This is a genomic window from Myxacorys chilensis (assembly GCF_059505265.1).
In genome coordinates, this window is sequence record NZ_JCACKG010000197.1 from 47,741 (window position 1) to 66,353 (window position 18,613).

The window sequence follows — 18,613 nt, forward strand, 5'->3', positions numbered from 1 at the left end:
GCTCAATTAAATTTGCAACCAGTTCATCAGAAATTTGGGAGTTGGCAAAATAATCAAAATTAAGACCGTCAGTAAGGCCAGTCCAACGGCATCCCGAAAGCTATCGATTTCTGTAACATCATTCAGCGCGGGTTCATCCATAGCAGGCAGCAACAGCAAGAGAATCGCCCACACCAGTAGATGAGGCTGCACAACCGAGAACGCCAGCAGCAAAAAACGCGCAATTTGACCGATAAACGCTCCGGTGCGCTGCCCAAACATAGCGTGAATCATGCGTCCGCCATCAAGCTGTCCGACTGGCATGAGATTAAAAGCTGTGAACAGTAAGCCGATCCAGCCCGCGATCGCAAATGGATGAGGCTTGATCGCTGTCTGCGCGACAAAATCACTGCCAAAGGCAAGCTTACTCAAGAGCGAAAACACGATCGAAAACCGAGGATTGAGCGCGTAGAAGTCAAAGATGCCAGCGCGTTGTGAGAGTCCCACAACTTCCGATTGCGTCAATCCCCACGCCAAAAGTGGAATGCTGACACATAATCCCAGCATCGCACCAACGGCTCCAACATCAAACAATGCCTTGCGATCTGGAATCGGCGATCGAATCTGAATGAATGCCCCAACGGTTCCGAGTGGAAAAAACGACAATGGAATCACGGGAATAAAATACGGCAATGTGGCAGCAATTTTATACTTCCGAGTCGTCAGAAAGTACCCGATTCCTCGCAGGGCAAAAAACGTCATCACGGGTATGGCATAGGGCAACCCATCGATCAACACCAATGGGCTAGAAATCACGCGACCTGCCATTTGCAGCCCCGCTAAGACGGTTGTAATCAGCGTTACCACTGCCAATCCAGAAGCAATGCCAGGACGTACCAGCTTTCTTCTAGCGCCAGACAAGAACGGATCGGTTTGAGGCTTTTTAACTTGGGAGTAGGGATTGGGAACGAGAGCAAAAAACGGATCGGTGCGATGCCCTTCTTGAAAAACGACGTAGAAGCGATCGCTAAACTGAGCCTCAATGTTCTCCCGAACGGTTCGATAGGCAATTTCTGGCGACGCCCGGAGCTTGCCCCGACAGATCACCGCTTGGGGCCGATATTCAATATGCTGCAGATAATATATTGACCATAGAAAACACCCTTGCAGCCGATCTTCTTCATCTTGGGTAATCGGGCGTAACGGTTGCTCTGCTTGAATTTCTGGCGTTGGTTCGGGAAGGTTTAACGGTTGCGGGGTGATCGGATCGAGGGCAGAATCACTCCGAGGCGTTTGCACAGGCTTTGCAATTCGTCCCCATCGAATTAAAAATACGTAGAGCACCAGGCAGCCAACGAACAGCGCGATCACGAGTTCTCTTGGCATCATGCCTTGACCTCGATGCGCGATCGCCCACGCTCCCAGGATCAGCGCAGGCATCATCGCTACTAGCCACAAGAGCCAAACGGGAGTGCGAGTGATACCACTCACCCGCTGCACAACAAAATAGGTGATTAACCCAAGTAGCAGTAACCAGATCATGCGCTTAGGAGGCAGTGAATTTGCTGAACATGCGCCGTGTTAGAAAAGACTGCACGAACCTCAGAAAAACTTAAACATATCATCAACGAGTTAACGATGGAATGAAATAGCCAAGCCAATTAAAACAGACGCTTTTCACATCTTTGCGAAACAATCTGGCACAATCAGCAAGGGCACTTCTCAGGATCTAATCCAATGTGCGACTTCTTGGATGTCTGTTAGAGCTACCCTCACCTTAGCCTTCTCCCACAGGAGAGAGAACCAGAACGTATCTGAAAGCCCTTCTCCTCCGGCAAAAGGGTTGGGATGAGGGCAAATTAGTTGCACCTCTCACGGATCTAGCTTGATCGCCTCACTGAAACGCCAGTCCTTTCTTTATACTTCTGAGCTGCTGTGCCTTCCCTAAAGCAACCCCGCCGTGTGCTGGATGACTTCGAGCTATCCTGTCCTCACACTACTATTTACGCCTTTCCTCCTAATCGTGACACACTGGGAGGAACCGCTTATCTCATTGTAGAAAAAGAGGGAAACATTCTGATTGATTGTCCTGCCTGGGATGAGGCAAATCAGCAGTTTTTGAATGCTCAAGGCGGCGTACGATCGCTCTTTCTCACTCACCGCGGCGGCATCGGCAAAGTGAGCGAAATTCAGCACGCCTTGCAGTGTGAAGTGTTCATTCAAGAACAGGAAGCTTACTTGCTGCCAGGGTTAGCTCTAACACCGTTTCAGCAAGAACTTGCTCTAAGCTCTGATACTCGCGCCCTCTGGACTCCCGGACATTCTCCAGGATCCTCTTGCCTATACCTCAATGCTTGTAGTGGCGTGCTATTTTCGGGGCGACACTTGCTGAGCGATCGCCAAGGCCATCCCGCGCCTCTTAGAACCGCAAAAACGTTTCATTGGAAGCGCCAAATTCGTCACGTGCGATCGCTATTGGATCAATTCACGCCGGAAACGCTGAATTTTATCTGCCCTGGTGCAAGCATCGGATTTTTGCGAGGAAAATCTGCGATCGACCAAGCCTACGTGAAACTGGCGCACCTCGATTTAGACGCCTGCCTCACGACTGTGCCGCTGCTCTAGATCATCATTCGTTCTAAGGCGTGCGTGTCGGGGATGCAGAGAATGTCACGATCGCGCACAATCAAGCCTTTCTTTTCTAGCTTGCTTAACACCCGCGTCACCGTTTCTCGTGCCAATCCACTAAGGCTGCTGAGTTCCCGGTGAGGCAGATTTGGAATCTCAGTTCCGTTCTCGCTGCGCTTCCCCTGACCATCGGCGAGAAACAGCAAAATGTCAGCAACTCGTGATGTGCTATCTGACTCCCGCAACCGGAGCCGACGATTGACCTGCCTCAGCCGTCGAGCCATCAACTGAGATAATCGGATTCCAGACTGGGGTTCTGTGTTGAGAAGCTGCACAAAATCTTGAGCGGGCATATTGCCAATCACTGTTGGAGCAAGCGTGATCACATCCGTCGAGCGCGGTACTTCATCTAAAGGAGCCATTTCTCCAAATAGCTCTCCCTTACCCAAAATATTGAGCGTGACTTCTTTGCCGTCTAGGTTGTACGTCCGAATCTTCACCCACCCACTCAAAATAAAATAAACTGAGCTACCCCAATCGTTTTCGAGCAAAATCACCTGATTAGCGGGATGCGCCCGCATCACTACATGCGCGATCGCTTTGTCCACCACCCCATCAGACAACCCTTCAAAGAAGGGAGCCGTGCGAATCGATGCACTCATACTAGTGTCGCGAAAGTTATGCCAATCTTCCATTGGGACGCTGTTCTAAACGATGCAGTCATTTCAAACAAGCAGAGGTTCTATCCGGCCTGAGCTGACCTTGAACATTACTATGTATTTTCAGCATTCCCTGATTCAGGGAAAACCGCAACGCGAGCAGGAACCTTGTTGCCTTAATCTGGTGATATTTTAGACGTTCTCTAGAATTGAGAACGAGTTTGAGGACTAGGGTTTACGTAACGACATGTTTACCCAAGCAATTCACCCAGAATCAAGACTTTTCCAATAAAGACTTTGTATTTTAGAAACAATCCAGTATTTGTTTTACGTAGGTGAGGTAAAAATTATTCTAGGTCAAGTCAGAGGTGGCGGTTTGTAGCTGAATCACCTCGTGTTTTATCAACTTTTTATCAAGGATTTTTGCTGTGACTGCTCAGAAAGACCAGATTCAAGCGCTGATACGTGACATCGATCGGGTTCTCCAACAGCCCAGTCCAAAATTCTCTTGGGGGTCTAGCTCTCAGACTGACCAACTTCGTCAAGCCTTGAAACGGGTACGCCATTTTTTGCATCAATGTTTGGTCAAGCCCATTCCCACCTTAAATTTACCACCCGCTTTAGTCTCAACTGAGAATGCCCAAGACGTGATGCAGTCTGTGGTGCAGGAAATGCAAGAAATGAGATTAAGCGTGCTGCGACCGTTGCACAATGAAGTTTCTACCTTGATGCAGCAACGCACAGCATTACTTCGCGAAATTCGGCAGCTTGAAGCGCGGCGAGATGACTATCTTCAAGAGCAAACGATCGCTTCACGGTCTGCTCCTGAAACGATCGCCCAATTGGACTTGGTTCACGACCGAGCAGATCAAGTGATTACTAATTTAGACACGACTCTGCGTGTCGTGTTTGATTCGCTACAACGCGATATGCAAGCCTATCAAGATTCCCTCTCTCACGGTCTCGATAACCTTCATACCCTAGGACGGCAAAGTGAAGTGATGTTTTCGGGGCTACTCGGGCGTTTAGCCGAGCAGTTGGGTCGAGACGCCTCATCTTACCTGCGTCCTGGCGAGTTTCCTGACTCAGACGATCTGAGTTCTTTAGCAGAAGCAAGCGCGGCGTTAGATGAGGAGGCTCAGGCAGAAACGCTTGAAGCATCAGATCCGGCTCCAGTCCAGCCGCATTCTCAAGAACGCGCGATCGCGTTGCCCTATGCCGGAATGGAGCTCCAGCCTGCAACCGGAACAGAGCAGGAGTCTGCCAGGGAACCAAACACCAGTGAGCCAGACACAATCCACACCTTAACTGAGCTACTCGATCGGCTGACCGTCAGCCCAGAAGCCCTTTCTCGCGCTCAGCCTAGTGCTACGTTGGGCGACCCCGCGACCCTATCAGAGCGTCAAAAAACGCAGACAAATAGCACAGAGCGCAATTCTATAGAAACCGTACCCCGCATTGCTCTTCCGAAGTTACCGTCACCATCTCAGTCCGCCAATCTTCCAGAGTCCTCGCTCAAAGCATCCTATCCGCCCAAAGCAGGGTCGTCACCCGAATCAGCGCAACCACCTTCCATCGCAAAAGAGGCTCAATCTATTTTCAGCCTAGAAGGAATAGACAACCTGTTTGTAGAAGAAGAGCGCTCTGAGTCAGAACAATAGCGCTTATATCAAATAGACGGAAAATTGTCGTAATCCAATAGATAGAAAAGCGTCGTACATCCTTGTAAAACACCTGAACTTTACACAACTTAGAGGCAGTTCAAAGATTAGGCAAAAGACGCCCGTTCGTCTAGCACAGACCCACAGGAGCCGAATATATTAGCGGATAGAGATCAAGATTGAATGCAAGTAGCAGCGTAATTCTGTGATTACTATCGATATCCCCTCCGTTCATCCTCCTACCGTGCGCGAACCTGCCCAGGACGCAAGCCTAAATTCACAATTGTTGGTGGCTGAAGATCTCCATCCTTCAGTTCAGAGCAAGTTAAAGCGGCTGATTGATATTACAGGCGCTCTCGTTGGACTCACAATCACTGCCATTATTGCTGTTCCAATTGCGATCGCAATTCAACTCGACAATCCCGGTTCAATTTTCTACTGTCAAACCCGGTGTGGGGTGGGAGGTCAACCCTTTCGCATCTGGAAGTTTCGCTCAATGATCACCAATGCTGAACAGTTGAAGCATACGGTCAAAAACGAAGCCAAGGGCAACATTTTTAAGAGCAAAGACGACCCGCGCATTACCCGCGTTGGCAAGATTTTGCGGCGAACCAGTCTAGATGAATTGCCACAATTCTGGAATGTTTTGAGAGGAGAAATGAGTTTAGTTGGAACTCGTCCTCCCACAGTAGATGAGGTCAGTCGGTACAGTGCTTACCATTGGCAGCGCTTAAATGTTAAACCAGGCATTACAGGCGAGTGGCAAGCAAACGGACGCTCGAACGTATCCGATTTTGAAGATATTGTTGAGATGGATTTAGATTATCAGCGCAAATGGTCAGTTGTTTATGACCTAAAGTTGATTCTGAAGACAATTCAGGTTGTCCTCAATAAGCATGGGGCTTGTTAACTAGAGTTTCTTTTTGCTGTTATTTGTAGTACTCCTTGAGCTTTCTAAAATGGGATTATCCTTTCAGGACTATCCCATTTTTTTTATGCTGGAGGGCGATGCTATTGGCGCTAAGTTTATGAATCTGCCGACTTGGATTACTGTGTCTCGTCTCCTTGGTGTCCCAATTTTGCTATATGGGCTGCAGGCTCCAAGCTTAGAAGAGCGTTGGATTATGGTTGGCGTGTTCCTCCTGGCAGCCGGGACAGACTGGCTCGATGGCTATTTGGCGCGACGGCTCAATCAAATAACTGATTTAGGAAAATTTCTCGATCCGTTGGTCGATAAGCTGCTGGTTTTAGCGCCGCTAGTCGCTTTAGTCCAGTTGGGGCAGATCCCCGCATGGGGCGTGTTTTTGATTTTGGCGCGGGAATTGACGATCGCAGGGTGGCGAGTTGATCCTAACCTCCAGCAGTCGGTGCAAGGTGCGAATTTTTGGGGTAAGCTGAAGACCGTTAGCCAGATTGTCGCGATCGCGCTCCTCATTGCACCGCTACCTGCGTCTTGGCAACTCTCAAGTCTGATCGCCTTTTGGATTTCTGTTGCCTTAACTTGGATTTCTGGCGCAATTTACTTATTGCCCCAAAATCACGGCTGATTCCAAAAATAATCAGCAGCAGGTGGATTAGTTTCGCTTTGGAGGTCTTCGGGTGGATTAATTAGAACGACCGATTGTTTCAAATCCTTTCCTTGCCGTCGAGCTACCCGACTAGGAATTCCGTCGCCGTATATCAAATGCCCTTGCCCAACCAAAACAATGATTTGGGCAGTGGGGTTGTCATTCAGAAAGTGACTAATTCGATCTGCCATCGTTTCATCCCACAGCACTTGCGCCTGAAAAAATGTCTCAAACTGACGACTATTCGTTTTACTGTGGTGAATTTCTTCGTAAATTTGCCGCATCCGCTCACGATAAGCATTCGAGTCAGTCCGAATTTCAGAGAGGGGAGGGATGTACTGGCGCTCAGCAGGCGTCAAACTTTGAAGCCCCAATCGCGCGACTTTGCGAGTCACTTCTGACGGAGTATTCAGCGCAATAAGGGGCAGAGACTGCTCTTTCGCAAAGCGCAAGATTGGGGCGTAATAGTCCCAAGGGTAGCCCCATCGTTTTTCGTATTCGCTTAGACGCTGGAGATCTGGCTCGCTGATGCTTCCAGCAAGATAGCGATCGAGAGCCACCTGGTAGGGGCGCTGAAACATCTCTAGCGCGATCGCTTGCTTTCTAGAACCAGACGATCGCTTCTGTAACGCCTGAAGAATGTCTAGCTGAGCGCGATGGTCTGCTGCGCGATCGTGGGTTTCTCCCAAATACACAACATCTTGCTGGGCTAAAGTGTCAAGAACAGATTGGGGAGCGAGTTTTTTTGCATCAGGAGTACTAACCGACACTTGAGCCGATCCAGAAGTCAGCAGAACAGGTTCTGCAGCAGCCGGAGAACTCCACAGCAGCAGTAATCCGAGTGACCATGCCCAAAGTATTAAAGATGCTCGTGTCTTATGTACTGGGGAGTTCGAGAAGTTGTACTTTGACATGTCCAGCGTTTTCTACCTTGTGGTGACTGATCCTATGTCTCATGAAGGAATCATGGATCGCTGCGTCCACGCTACTGTCATAAACATTAAATCGCTACAAACCAGGGAAATACTTATGAGTGAAAATTCTGATCCCAAAGCTGCACAGCCAGGAAAAGGAGCCGCAGGCGATCAATGGGCTGTGCAAACTGCACAAACGACAGATGTGAATCCGGCAGATGAACGAATTCCGTCGGGAGTCGACGTTGAGCAGAACGAGCATGAGCTTATAGCTGCTGCTGCCCAAGAAGAAGACACCGATCTTAAAACAACAGATGGTTACGTAATTACCGAATCGGGGCAAATCGACAACTTTGCAGTCGAGCCACCCATGTATTACGAAGGCAAAGACGGGGAGCGAGTTGACCTTCCAAAATAACTGACTAATCCTATGAGTTTGAGTTTGAGCGGTTTGCAAAGGCAGATCGCTTTTTTATTGGCGTACTTCGTTCTAGAGGATCACTCAGAGTTGAGGGGCGAAAGTCCAATAGAATTGAAGAGCAGTCATGATGAGGAAAAGCCGTGACGTTTAAGGTCGGTTTATTGGGATTGGGAACAGTGGGCGCGGGAACGGTCGAGATTTTGCAAAATCCGGCTCAGCGTCATTCGTTGCTGCAAGATTTGGTGATTCACAAAGTCGGCGTACGATCGCTAGATAAACTCCGCAACGTTACGCTTCCTACCGACATTCTGACTACTGATTTAGAATCAATCGTCACCGATCCCGAAATCGACATTGTTGTAGAAGTGATTGGCGGGTTAGAGCCTGCGCGATCGCTGATTCTCAGAGCGATCCAGCATGGCAAGCATGTTGTTACGGCTAATAAAGCCGCGATCGCCCGGTTTGGTGATGAAATTTTTACGGCGGCTGCCGAAGCAGGTGTCTATGTTCTGCTAGAAGCAGCAGTCGGCGGCGGCATTCCTGTCATTGAGCCGTTAAAGCAGTCGTTGTGCGCCAATCGGCTGAATACCGTCATTGGCATCGTCAACGGCACAACAAATTATATTCTGACCCGAATGCAGCTTGAAGGCGGCGATTTTGCTGACATTTTGGCAGACGCACAGAATCTTGGCTATGCCGAAGCAGACCCCACTGCCGATATTGATGGATTGGATGCTGCTGACAAAATTGCGATTTTGGCGTCTCTTGCGTTTGGGGGACGAATCAAGCTGCCCGAAGTGCATTGTGAAGGCATTCGACATGTTAGCGCTGTGGACATTGCGTATGCCGAGAAACTGGGGTTTGTGATTAAGCTACTTGCGATCGCAAAACGAGCTTCTGAAACAACTGACGAGCTAGAAGTGCGAGTCCATCCGACGTTAGTACCCAAGGCTCATCCGCTTGCGAGCGTAAATGATGTCTACAACGCGATTTTGATTGAGGGTGACCCGATCGGACAGGTGATGTTTTATGGACGCGGGGCGGGGGCAGGTCCGACAGCAAGCGCCGTGGTATCTGACGTTTTGAATATTGCCGCCTTGCTAAAAGTTGGACATGGAGACATAAAGGCAGATGGCAAGCCGTTACTCGATCCGCTGCTTGCCTGTTCGCATCAGTACTATTGCGAGATCGCGCCAATGGAGGATTTGGTGACTCGCTTCTATGCTCGCTTTCTCACTAAAGATTATCCTGGCGTAATCGGCAAGCTGGGCACCTGCTTTGGAGATCATGAAGTGAGTCTTGAATCGGTTGTGCAAGCGGGCATGAGAGATGACTTTGCAGAAATTGTCGTCGTTACCCATGATGTGCAAGAAGGCAACTTCCGCAAAGCGTTAGAGGAAATTCGCGCCATGCCTGCGATCGCGACCGTTGCTAGTGTCTTGCGAGTTCTGTAGCAGAGCTGATTCTACAGGAGTGCTTTATTTCACGTCATAACCAAACAGATTTGGATCGACCTCACCGAGTTGGAGATCCGCGAGTCCGTATTCTGCCCATCGCCGCTCGACTAAGGCGGCTGTGTCTGGATCAGACACTAACGGTTCACCCCAGACGCGATCGGTTTCGGGATAGACTTTTGTCGTCGCATCAATGCCCATGCGACTGCCTAACCCCTGTTTTTCAGTGGCAAAGTCCAAAGAATCAAACGGATTATCGGGCAGAATGAACACATCTCGTGCCGGATCGACTTTTGAAGTAATTGCCCACACAACCGCTCGCGGATCGCGGATACTAATATCTTTATCAACCACAATCACGAACTTCGTGTAGGTAAACTGCGGCAATGCACTCCAAAAGGCGAGGGCGGCGCGGCGGGCTTGTCCGGGATAGGCTTTGTCGATCGCAATCACCGCTGCCTTATAGCTGAGCGCTTCCATCGGCAAGAAAAAATCGATAATCTCTGGAACTTGTTGTCTGAGAATGGGGGTGTAAATGCGGTTGAGCGCGATCGCCATCATCGCATCTTCTTTCGGCGGACGACCACTAAACGTGGTGAGATAAATTGGATTTTTGCGATGGGTGAGGCAGTGAAACCGAATCAGGGGCGCGTTCTCGTTCACGCCACCGTAATAGCCCATGTGATCGCCTGCGGGACCATCCACCCCCGTTTCTCCCGGCGTAATCGTGCCTTCAAACACCATTTCTGAATCGGCAGGCACTTCTAAATCTAAGGTTTTGCACTTGGTGAGATGCACACCTGAACCGCCGTAGATTCCGGCAAACAGCCATTCTGACAGATCAATCGGGAGCGGGGTAGCGGCTGCCATGATGATGAGAGGGTCAACACCAAGCGCGATCGCGACCTCCAATTTTTCTCCCCGCTCCGCCGCTTTTCGTAAATGTCGCGTTGCCCCCCGCACCGACAACCACTGCACCGTCATTGTGTTTCTAGACTGCAACTGCAAGCGGTAGACGCCGACGTTGGGAATCTTCGTTTCGGGATCTTTAGTAATCATGAGTCCCAACGTCACGACCTTGTCGGCATCGCCAGGATAAACGCGCAGAAACGGTAATTGGGTTAAATCAATCTCATCGTCTTTTAGCACGACTTGATGACAGGGCGGAAAAAATTCGTTACTGGGCTTTGCTTTCAGCACGTCGAACAAGACTTTACCCAAATCGATCGCTTGAGAAATTTTTTTCGGTGGACGAGGCTGATACAACAGCGCCAGTTTTTTTCCTAACCCCTCAAGCTCTTCTGGAGCCTCCATATTCATTGCTAGGCAGACGCGCTGCACTGTCCCCATCAAATTGACTGCCACCGGATAGGGCGACCCTTTGACATTTTCAAACAGCAAGCCAGGACCACCCTGCCGCAGAAGCCGATTGGCAATCTCAGCGATCTCTAAATTGGGATCAACTAAGGTACGAATCCGGCGCAGTTGTCCCCGTTCTTCAAGCTGTTTAATAAATCCCCGCAGGTCTCTCGGCATGATGAAGCAATGTAAAGATCTCTCTTTCCATTATGAAGGGGAGGACGCCTTCTGCAACGCTCTGCAAACCCGGAGGAGTTTTTGATCAACGACCAGGACTGCTAATTACTGCCCTGCGATTGGCGGAAATGTGGTCGTCGTCACATCTCCAAGTGCGCCCAACGTTTTGGCAGCACTCTTGTTATATGACGCTGATACCGCACCTGCATTGCCAGCGCTAACCACGACCTGATCTTTCCCTGACCATAATCTTTTTGTGCCTTTGAGTAGCGTTCCCTCAAACACGACTTCTCCATCGGCTTGAATTTCGACCCAGCTATCATCGGTAAAGCTTAGTTCGACTGCGACCGGGCCAGTCGCCTCTGGAGAAATGGTTGGGCTTGCTACAGGAGACGGAGCAGAGCTTGCTTCAGTCGTAGCTGGAGCTGATGCGGGAGATGTGGCGGGTGCTTTAGAGGCAGACGTGGCAGGAACAGCAGGGTTTTGAGCAGGTTTGGGCGGAGCGGGGCGATTAAGCAGGGATGCTAGAAGCGCGATCGCACCGAGTCCAAGGACGCCTCCTACAATCCAAGGTAGCTTAGAGGCTCCTTCAGACTTGTTATCAGAATCAAACGAGGATTCTGACGAGACAGGGCGCTCAACCTTGAGAGCAGGCACAGGGAGGGGGTCAGCAGGCGGCGGGGTCACATTAACCCTTGCCGGGTCAGCCCCTGTCGTGTTAATTCTTGCCGTGTTGTCAACAGTGTTGTTAGCCTCTGTAGTGTCAGCCTTTATAGGGTCAACCTTTGCAGTGTCAGTCTCTATAGGCACAGGTGGCAGGGTGGTCTTGATCGTCTCAGGAGTGATGGGCACCGGAGAAGGGTTCACTGGAAACTCTTTAGAGATTGACATTCCATCTAATCCCAGCATATCGGCATAGCGCCGAATGAATCCTTGAATGAAGACAGGTTCCGGCAGCAAGTCCAAGCGACCTGCTTCGATCGCATTTAGCAAGCGCAACGGAATGTAAGTTTTGGCAGCGACCTGTTGTAGCGAAACCGAGCGATTTTGTCGCTCTTCGCTTAATCGGCTACCGATGACCTTCAGTTGTTCTGCTTGCGCCGACGACCCTAGAAACTCCACGATAATTTCCCCTACGGCTGCACATCACGACAAGAGCACTTTAAAGCAGTCCTCACTATACCAGTCAAGGGTAACAGGGCAATAATCAGATGTGCTTAATTGTGAGGCAGTGTCAGTATGTCTAATAGGGTGTAAAGGAATACAAACTTGATGCTCAATCAAGAGGATGCGCTTCTGAGGAATGGCGCTTTGCGTTATCGTGCATAGATTCAGCCTTCGCGTCGAGTTCTGAGCAAAAATTTTAATACTGGAGGAAAAGAGCTTGATTTGGACGGCACGTTAAGCTACGAGTGAAATTTATCAGTGGGCAGCTTAATAACCGTCACATCTGTCGTAGCAAATTTAGCGGAGATTACTGACGGATTGAACAGCGTCGCCCTAAACATGAAGGTTTAGCGAAATTAACGACCTTCAGCGAGAAGGCTATCAAATTACGAATTCTTTCTTTCGGTTGACCTGGAATGTGTGCGATCGCGGCAAAATCTACAAGCAGAGTGTTTGTCGTGTACCGGATTTTATGCAGATTGACTACGTTCAATTTTATGTAGACGATGCTCAATCGTTGCGAGATTGGTTTACTCGAAACATGGGATTTTGGGCAGTAAGCTCAGCCTTTGATGCTCACACTCAACACGAGGTGGTGAGGAGCGGTTCGATCCATTTCGTGTTGTCGTCCGCGAGGACAACGGATAGTCCGGTTCACCCCTTTCTACAGCTTCATCCTCCGGGTGTTGTGGATGTAGCATTTAGCGTTGGCAATCTAGAGGAATCGATGCGGTGCGCGGTTGCAGAAGGTGCGATCGCTCTACAACCAATCCGTCAAGATCAGCAGCAAAATGGTTGCGTTAAGTGGGCAAAAATTGGCGCGTGGGGAACCTTGCAGCACACGTTGATTGAGCGGACTGGATTGACATCTGTATTGCCTCAAGCAGAGTTATCGATATCGCATTTAGATGGTTATCCAGTTAACGCTGAGTACTTTAAAGAAATTGATCACATTGTTCTTAATGTTCCGATTGGCGATTTAGATTCTGCTGTTACTTGGTATCAGCATGTTTTAGGATTTGAAGCTCAACAGAAGTTTGAGATTGAGACAAATTATTCTGGGTTGTGTAGCCGCGTGATGCAGCATCCGAACACTGGAATTCGATTTCCAATTAATGAACCAAGTTCGGAAAGCTCTCAAATTCAAGAATTTTTAGACTTAAATCGGGGAGCGGGAGTGCAGCATATTGCATTGCAGACCGAAAATTTGGTGAGTGCCGTGAGCACCTTGCGACACTCTCAAAACACCGCAACCCGTGGTCAAGCCAATCTTTCATTTCTACAGGTTCCATCGTGCTACTACGATCAGCTTTGTCACCGGGACGGATGTTTGCTAACCCAACAGGAGTTGAGCGCGATCGCGGCTCAACAAATTCTCGTTGATTGGCAAGCGGATACTCCTGAAGCGATTTTGCTACAAACGTTCACGCAGCCAATTTTTGAGCAGCCAACTTTTTTCTTTGAGCTAATCGAACGACGGCAGTATTGCATTGACCAGAAGATTCAGCACGCGCAAGGATTTGGAGAAGGAAATTTCCGAGCCTTGTTTGAAGCGATCGAACGAGAACAACTGAAGCGAGGCAGCCTCAACCGCTAAGATCAAAATCTTGTTCTTAAGTGTAATCAGTTCTAGGTGTAATTAGTTCTAAGTGTAACCATGCTGCTCCGCAAACCTGACATTGGCTTCATTCCGACTCCCGATGAAGCGATCGACGCCTTGCTAAATTTGGCGCACGTCACTCCGACGGATGTGATTTACGACTTGGGGAGCGGAGACGGGCGGATTTTGATTCGTGCTGCTCAAGCCTATGGCGCTCGCGGGGTTGGAATTGATATCGATCCAGTGAGAATTGCAGAGGCGCGATCGCACGCGGAAACAGCAGGCGTGAGTCATCAGGTCTCTTTCCGGCAAGCCGATTTGTTCGAGAGCAATGTTTCGGACGCGACGATTGTCATTCTCTACTTGTTACCTCATCTAAATCTCAAACTGCGTCCAATCCTATTCAACCAACTGCAACCCGGCACGCAAATTCTGTCGCTTGATTTCGATATGGGCGATTGGCAACCCGAACAGGTGATCAAACTCGATCATATCGAAGAGGAATCCACGATCTACCACTGGCAAATTCCAAGGACTCCAATCTAGTCCTTCATCCCTCATCCTTCATCTCTCCTCCCTCATCCCTTTCTTCGATCGCCCATTCCACCTGCCGCAAAATTCCCCGCAGCATGGCTACTTCTGGTTCTGACAGAGACGCCCGATTAAACAATCGACGGAATTTTTCCATTCGACTAGGTGCAGTATGTGGATAGAGATATCCGATGTTGAGTAAGACGGTTTCTAAGTGCTGGTAGTAGTTTTCTAAGCTATCGATCGCGGCAACGGTTTCATCCGTTGGAGGGGGCGAAACGACGGGCTGTATTGGTTTTTCTTGCGTTAGTCCATAAAGCTCGTAGCAGCATACCGCTACCGCTTGCGCCAAATTGAGAGACGAGTACTCAGGACTAGACGGAATGCAGATAAATCGCTGAGCATAGTTTAGGTCTTCGTTGCTGAGACCATGTTCTTCTGAGCCAAAGATGAGGGCAGAGTGTTCGGTCGTAGTGTCGATCAGCCAAGGAAGAGCGGTTTTAGGAGACTCAAGGGTGGTGGCTATGGCACGAGTGCGGGCAGTCGTTGCGATCGCGCGATGACACCCTTTCAGCGCTTCTGGCAAACTTGTTGCGATCGTTGCCGCTTCCAATACATCCGCCGCATGAACTGCCATCCGTCGTGCTTCTTCAGAGGTGCGATCGCACTGAGGATTCACCAGCACGAGATGATGCAATCCCATGTTTTTCATCACGCGAGCGATCGAGCCGACATTGAGCGCTCCGGCAGGCTCTACTAAAACAATGCGAACTCTAGACAAGGCAGGATCGGGCATGAGGGATGAGGGATGAGGGATGAAGGAGGGGGGCTTTAGAATGAAGGATATACCTATTGAGTCTTTGCTAATTTATTTTAGAGTTTGAGCCTTTGCAGCACTTCACACAAGACTCAGGCAAATTGTTGCCGATCTTGCGTCAAATCCATCAGTTGCTACTTCAAGGTTTAGTGTGGTTACAAATACAATGCCTGTGGTTACAAATACAATGCCTGTGGTTACGTCGAGGTTTAGTGTGGTTACGAACCGGATGCCTGGGGTTACAAACACAACGCCTGTGGTTACGTCAAGGTTTAGTGTCGTGACAAATCGGCTTCGTGTCACTTAAAGCCAGGGTTGTAATACTACTCAATCCGTCAGTTCTGCCATAGTTATTTCTCTTGTTTCATCCCTCATCCCTCATCCCTCATCCCTTCCCCTATGCCTCGCCATCGCGCAAAATCTGATTTACCCACCAAAATCTGTCCCGTTTGCGGACTACCCTTTACCTGGCGCAAAAAATGGGCGGACTGTTGGGACGACGTGAAATATTGTTCCGATCGGTGTCGGCGTCATAAGTCGCAAGCCAACAAAGAGGAAACGCCATGATGCAAGCTCTACCTCAGTCACAAGATCAGCAGCAAAAGCTGACATTTGACGAGTTTCTGACGCAATGCCCGGAAGACGGAGGACGATATGAACTTCATTACGGAGCAATTGTAGAGATGCGCCCGACTGGTCCTCACGAGCAAGTTGGAGGATTTATTTCAGATCAACTAACGCTCGAAATTTATCGGTTAGGGCTGCCCTACTTTATTCCTCGAAGCTGTCTAGTCAAGCCTTCAGAAGAGTTTGAAGCCTATTTGCCTGACATCATTGTTCTGAACCGCGAAACGGTAGGGACTGATCCATATTGGAAAAAAGCGTCAACAATTTCGATTGGAGTGTCTGCCAAACTGGTAATCGAAGTGGTCAGCACAAACTGGCGGGTTGATTATTCTAAAAAGCTGGCTGAGTATGAGTTGTTAAGAATTCCTGAATATTGGATCGTCGATTATCGCGGCTTAGGCGCAAAACGACTGATTGGCTCACCCAAAGAACCAACCGTCTCAGTCTATGTCCTGTCTGACGATGAGTATTCTGTGGCTTTGTTTAAAGGCAGCGATCGCATCCTCTCCCCCACCTTTCCAGCACTAAACCTCACTGTCGATCAGCTTATTCAAGCCAGTGAATCGGCGAATTAGCATGGTAAGCTCTTGTCCGAGCATTTTTCAATGAGGATTACCATGTCAGCGAATCGAGTCCAGCCAAAACTGATTATTCATGGAGGAGCAGGAAGTTCGCTGAAAGGAAAAGGCGGCGCAGATGTCGTGAGAAAATCCCTATGTGCGGTCGTTGAAGAAGTTTACGCTCAGCTACTGTCAGGCGTGACCGCAACAGAAGCCGTTGTTTTAGGATGCCAGCTTCTAGAAAACGATCCTCGCTTTAATGCGGGCACTGGGTCTGTGCTGCAATCGGATGGACAGATCCGCATGAGTGCCTCACTGATGAATGGAGCCAAACAAAGCTTTAGCGGCGTGATCAACACGTCACGCATCAAAAATCCGATCGATCTAGCGCTGTTTCTGCAAGATTCTGACGATCGCGTTCTCTCCGACTACGGCTCGGCAGATCTGCTACGAGAACTGAATATTCCGTTGTACGACCCCCTGACCGAAGTGCGCCTGCAAGAATGGATTCAAGAACGAGCAGGAAACTTTGACAAGGCGATGGCAGGCGTTGTGGCGGAGCGAGAACTCGTTACCGAAGCGGGGCGCGGAACGATCGGCGTGGTAGCGCTCGATGCTCAAGGACATCTAGCATCAGGAACCTCTACCGGCGGCAAAGGCTTTGAGCGAATTGGGCGCGTTAGTGATTCAGCAATGCCTGCCGGAAACTACGCTACAGCGCAAGCGGGCGTCAGTTGTACTGGAATTGGGGAAGACATCATGGATGAGTGCTTAGCCCCGCGCATCGTGATTCGGGTGACGGATGGACAATCGTTACAGGATGCCTTTTGGAAATCGTTTTCTGAGGCACACCAGCATGGACGCGATTTGGGTGCTATCGGGCTAGATGCCACAGGTGCGATCGCGTGGGGCAAAACGAGTGAAGTCTTACTTGCCGCTTATCACAATGAAAATGGCCTGGGCGATACGCTCGACGCCGATATCGGTCTTCAAATCGGCGTCGCCTGAGGCAACAGTCTCTAGCCCTTCACTGGTTTCGACTATGGCTCATCAAGAATTTCCTTTGTCCTTCATGCGCCATCCTGGTTTGACAACTTGCCGCGATCGCGCGATCGCTAGACAATCATTCGGCAGATCGTCGGTGATGGTTGAACCTGCTGCCGTGGTGACATCTTCGCCAATTGTGAGCGGCGCAACGAGCGTATTGTTGGAGCCGATTTTAGTGCGATCGCCAATCGTGGTGCGATGTTTGTTAACGCCATCGTAATTCACCGTAATCGTTCCTGCACCAATATTGACGCGATCGCCGAGCGATGCGTCACCCACGTACGATAGGTGAGCCACATTTGTATTTTCGCCCAGCTGAGAATTTTTCAATTCCACGAAGTTTCCAATGCGGCATCCTGCACCGACGGTTGCCTCACCTCGAATGTGAGCATAAGGACCAACTCGCGTTTCAGACTGCACGGCGCTCTCACAAACCACTGAGAATAACAGCGTCACGTTTTCTCCGATCTGGCTGTCTTCGATCAAACTTCCAGGACCAATGCGGCTGCCTGAGCCAATCGCCGTCTTTCCGCGTAAGTGAGTTTGCGGTTCAATAATCACATTAGATTGAAGCGTTACAGAGTCATCGATCGTGACACTGCTTGGATCAATAATTGTGACGCCTTGCGCCATCCAATGGTCTTTAATTCGCGTTTGGAGAATACTATAGGACTCTGAAAGCTGCTTGCGATCGTTGATGCCTAAAATCTCCTGATAATCCTCCACATCAAACACAGTCACAGGACTGAGGAAGTTTACTGCATCTGTTAAATAATATTCTTTCTGATTATTATTCGAGGTCAGTTTCGGCAACACCTCCGCCAAATCCTTCCAGCGTAAACAATAAACGCCCGCATTCACGCGCTGATTTTGCCGTTGTTCGGGCGTGCAGTCTCGATCTTCAACAATAGCCTGCAAATTCTGGCGTTCATCGCAAAATACCCGCCCATATCCTTTGGGATTGGGAATATGTGCCGTCAAAATTGAGGCGGGGTTGGCCTTCTCTCGATGCGTAGTCAGAAATAGCTCTAACGTTTCAGGACGCAGGAGCGGCACATCACCGTTGAGAACGAGCAAATCCTCATCGAATCCTTCTAGATGGGGCAGCAGTTGTTGAATCGCGTGTCCGGTGCCGAGTTGCTCCGTCTGCTCAACAAACTCAACCGTTGCCGGGTAGCTTGCCAACGCGTCTCGAACCAGCTCACTCCGATAGCCCACAATCACCAAGCGACGAGAGGGATTCAACCCAGTCACACTATCTAGCACTCGTTCGACCAGCGATCGGCTGCCCAACGGATGCAGCACCTTCGGCAAATCCGATTTCATCCGCGTTCCCCGCCCTGCTGCCAGAATTGCGACCGCTACCATAACGTCCTTCTGTGTCTAAACTTCAACGGAGTATACCGTGTCATCAGCATGTCTACACGACTTCTCGAGTTCCTCA

General features: G+C 49.6%; 18 protein-coding genes. 11 read left to right on the forward strand and 7 right to left on the reverse strand.

Annotation, left to right across the window (positions count from 1 at the left end; all coding sequences use genetic code 11):
* Positions 1-6 precede the first annotated feature (6 nt).
* The gene (locus AC5JLB_RS18515) at positions 7-1,521 is read right to left on the reverse strand and encodes a site-2 protease family protein (RefSeq protein ID WP_495875299.1); all 1,515 of its coding nucleotides are present in this window, start codon (positions 1,519-1,521) and stop codon (positions 7-9) included.
* Between the two features lie 393 nt (positions 1,522-1,914).
* Between AC5JLB_RS18515 and AC5JLB_RS18520 the strand changes: the two genes are divergently transcribed.
* The gene (locus AC5JLB_RS18520; RefSeq protein WP_495875300.1) at positions 1,915-2,604 is read left to right on the forward strand and encodes an MBL fold metallo-hydrolase; all 690 of its coding nucleotides are present in this window, start codon (positions 1,915-1,917) and stop codon (positions 2,602-2,604) included.
* Here AC5JLB_RS18520 and AC5JLB_RS18525 read toward each other — a convergent pair.
* Positions 2,601-3,269: a Crp/Fnr family transcriptional regulator gene (locus AC5JLB_RS18525; protein WP_495875301.1), complete on the reverse strand. Its 669-nt coding sequence runs from the start codon at positions 3,267-3,269 to the stop codon at positions 2,601-2,603. The two genes, AC5JLB_RS18520 and AC5JLB_RS18525, sit on opposite strands and share 4 nt — an antisense overlap.
* 425 nt (positions 3,270-3,694) lie before the next feature.
* Here AC5JLB_RS18525 and AC5JLB_RS18530 point away from each other — a divergent pair, with 425 nt between their 5' ends.
* The 3 genes from AC5JLB_RS18530 to pgsA all read left to right on the forward strand — a co-directional run bounded on the left by AC5JLB_RS18530 (position 3,695) and on the right by pgsA (position 6,474).
* On the forward strand, positions 3,695-4,927 hold the full coding sequence (locus AC5JLB_RS18530) for a hypothetical protein (protein WP_495875302.1): 1,233 nt from the start codon (positions 3,695-3,697) through the stop codon (positions 4,925-4,927).
* 205 nt (positions 4,928-5,132) lie between these two features.
* Positions 5,133-5,837 carry a sugar transferase gene (locus AC5JLB_RS18535; RefSeq protein WP_495875303.1) on the forward strand — a complete coding sequence of 235 codons (705 nt, stop codon included), beginning with the start codon at positions 5,133-5,135 and terminating at the stop codon, positions 5,835-5,837.
* A gap of 49 nt (positions 5,838-5,886) precedes the next feature.
* Positions 5,887-6,474, forward strand: coding sequence for a CDP-diacylglycerol--glycerol-3-phosphate 3-phosphatidyltransferase (gene pgsA / locus AC5JLB_RS18540; RefSeq protein WP_495875304.1), 588 nt, complete (start codon positions 5,887-5,889; stop codon positions 6,472-6,474).
* Here the strand turns inward: pgsA and AC5JLB_RS18545 are convergent.
* The gene (locus AC5JLB_RS18545; RefSeq protein WP_495875305.1) at positions 6,465-7,409 is read right to left on the reverse strand and encodes a ChaN family lipoprotein; all 945 of its coding nucleotides are present in this window, start codon (positions 7,407-7,409) and stop codon (positions 6,465-6,467) included. The genes pgsA and AC5JLB_RS18545 overlap by 10 nt on opposite strands.
* 115 nt (positions 7,410-7,524) lie before the next feature.
* Between AC5JLB_RS18545 and AC5JLB_RS18550 the strand changes: the two genes are divergently transcribed.
* A complete protein-coding gene (locus tag AC5JLB_RS18550; protein WP_495875306.1) occupies positions 7,525-7,827 on the forward strand; it encodes a hypothetical protein in 303 nt (100 codons plus the stop codon).
* Between the two features lie 143 nt (positions 7,828-7,970).
* A complete protein-coding gene (locus AC5JLB_RS18555; protein WP_495875307.1) occupies positions 7,971-9,284 on the forward strand; it encodes a homoserine dehydrogenase in 1,314 nt (437 codons plus the stop codon).
* A 24-nt stretch (positions 9,285-9,308) separates the two neighbouring features.
* Here AC5JLB_RS18555 and AC5JLB_RS18560 read toward each other — a convergent pair whose 3' ends face one another.
* Positions 9,309-10,820: a UbiD family decarboxylase gene (locus tag AC5JLB_RS18560; protein ID WP_495875308.1), complete on the reverse strand. Its 1,512-nt coding sequence runs from the start codon at positions 10,818-10,820 to the stop codon at positions 9,309-9,311.
* Between the two features lie 105 nt (positions 10,821-10,925).
* Positions 10,926-11,942, reverse strand: a complete 1,017-nt coding sequence (locus AC5JLB_RS18565; RefSeq protein ID WP_495875309.1) for a helix-turn-helix domain-containing protein — start codon at positions 11,940-11,942, stop codon at positions 10,926-10,928.
* 517 nt (positions 11,943-12,459) lie between these two features.
* Here AC5JLB_RS18565 and hppD point away from each other — a divergent pair.
* Together hppD and AC5JLB_RS18575 are read left to right on the forward strand one after the other, a co-directional pair.
* The gene (gene hppD, locus AC5JLB_RS18570; RefSeq protein WP_495875310.1) at positions 12,460-13,584 is read left to right on the forward strand and encodes a 4-hydroxyphenylpyruvate dioxygenase; all 1,125 of its coding nucleotides are present in this window, start codon (positions 12,460-12,462) and stop codon (positions 13,582-13,584) included.
* A 60-nt stretch (positions 13,585-13,644) separates the two neighbouring features.
* Positions 13,645-14,133 carry an SAM-dependent methyltransferase gene (locus tag AC5JLB_RS18575; RefSeq protein WP_495875311.1) on the forward strand — a complete coding sequence of 163 codons (489 nt, stop codon included), beginning with the start codon at positions 13,645-13,647 and terminating at the stop codon, positions 14,131-14,133.
* A 4-nt stretch (positions 14,134-14,137) separates the two neighbouring features.
* Here AC5JLB_RS18575 and AC5JLB_RS18580 read toward each other — a convergent pair whose 3' ends face one another.
* A complete protein-coding gene (locus tag AC5JLB_RS18580) occupies positions 14,138-14,914 on the reverse strand; it encodes an RNA methyltransferase (RefSeq protein ID WP_495875312.1) in 777 nt (258 codons plus the stop codon).
* 420 nt (positions 14,915-15,334) lie between these two features.
* Between AC5JLB_RS18580 and AC5JLB_RS18585 the strand changes: the two genes are divergently transcribed.
* From AC5JLB_RS18585 to AC5JLB_RS18595, 3 genes are read left to right on the forward strand one after another with little or no spacing between them, the layout of a single operon-like run.
* Entirely contained in the window at positions 15,335-15,502 is a 168-nt protein-coding gene (locus AC5JLB_RS18585; RefSeq protein WP_495875313.1) for a DUF2256 domain-containing protein, read from the forward strand.
* Positions 15,499-16,137 carry a Uma2 family endonuclease gene (locus tag AC5JLB_RS18590; RefSeq protein WP_495875314.1) on the forward strand — a complete coding sequence of 213 codons (639 nt, stop codon included), beginning with the start codon at positions 15,499-15,501 and terminating at the stop codon, positions 16,135-16,137. Before AC5JLB_RS18585 ends, AC5JLB_RS18590 begins: the two co-directional genes overlap by 4 nt.
* A 42-nt stretch (positions 16,138-16,179) precedes the next feature.
* Entirely contained in the window at positions 16,180-17,130 is a 951-nt protein-coding gene (locus AC5JLB_RS18595; protein WP_495875315.1) for an isoaspartyl peptidase/L-asparaginase, read from the forward strand.
* 42 nt (positions 17,131-17,172) lie between these two features.
* Here the strand turns inward: AC5JLB_RS18595 and glmU are convergent, their stop codons facing one another.
* Positions 17,173-18,537 carry a bifunctional UDP-N-acetylglucosamine diphosphorylase/glucosamine-1-phosphate N-acetyltransferase GlmU gene (gene glmU, locus AC5JLB_RS18600; RefSeq protein ID WP_495875316.1) on the reverse strand — a complete coding sequence of 455 codons (1,365 nt, stop codon included), beginning with the start codon at positions 18,535-18,537 and terminating at the stop codon, positions 17,173-17,175.
* Positions 18,538-18,613: the final 76 nt, after the last annotated feature.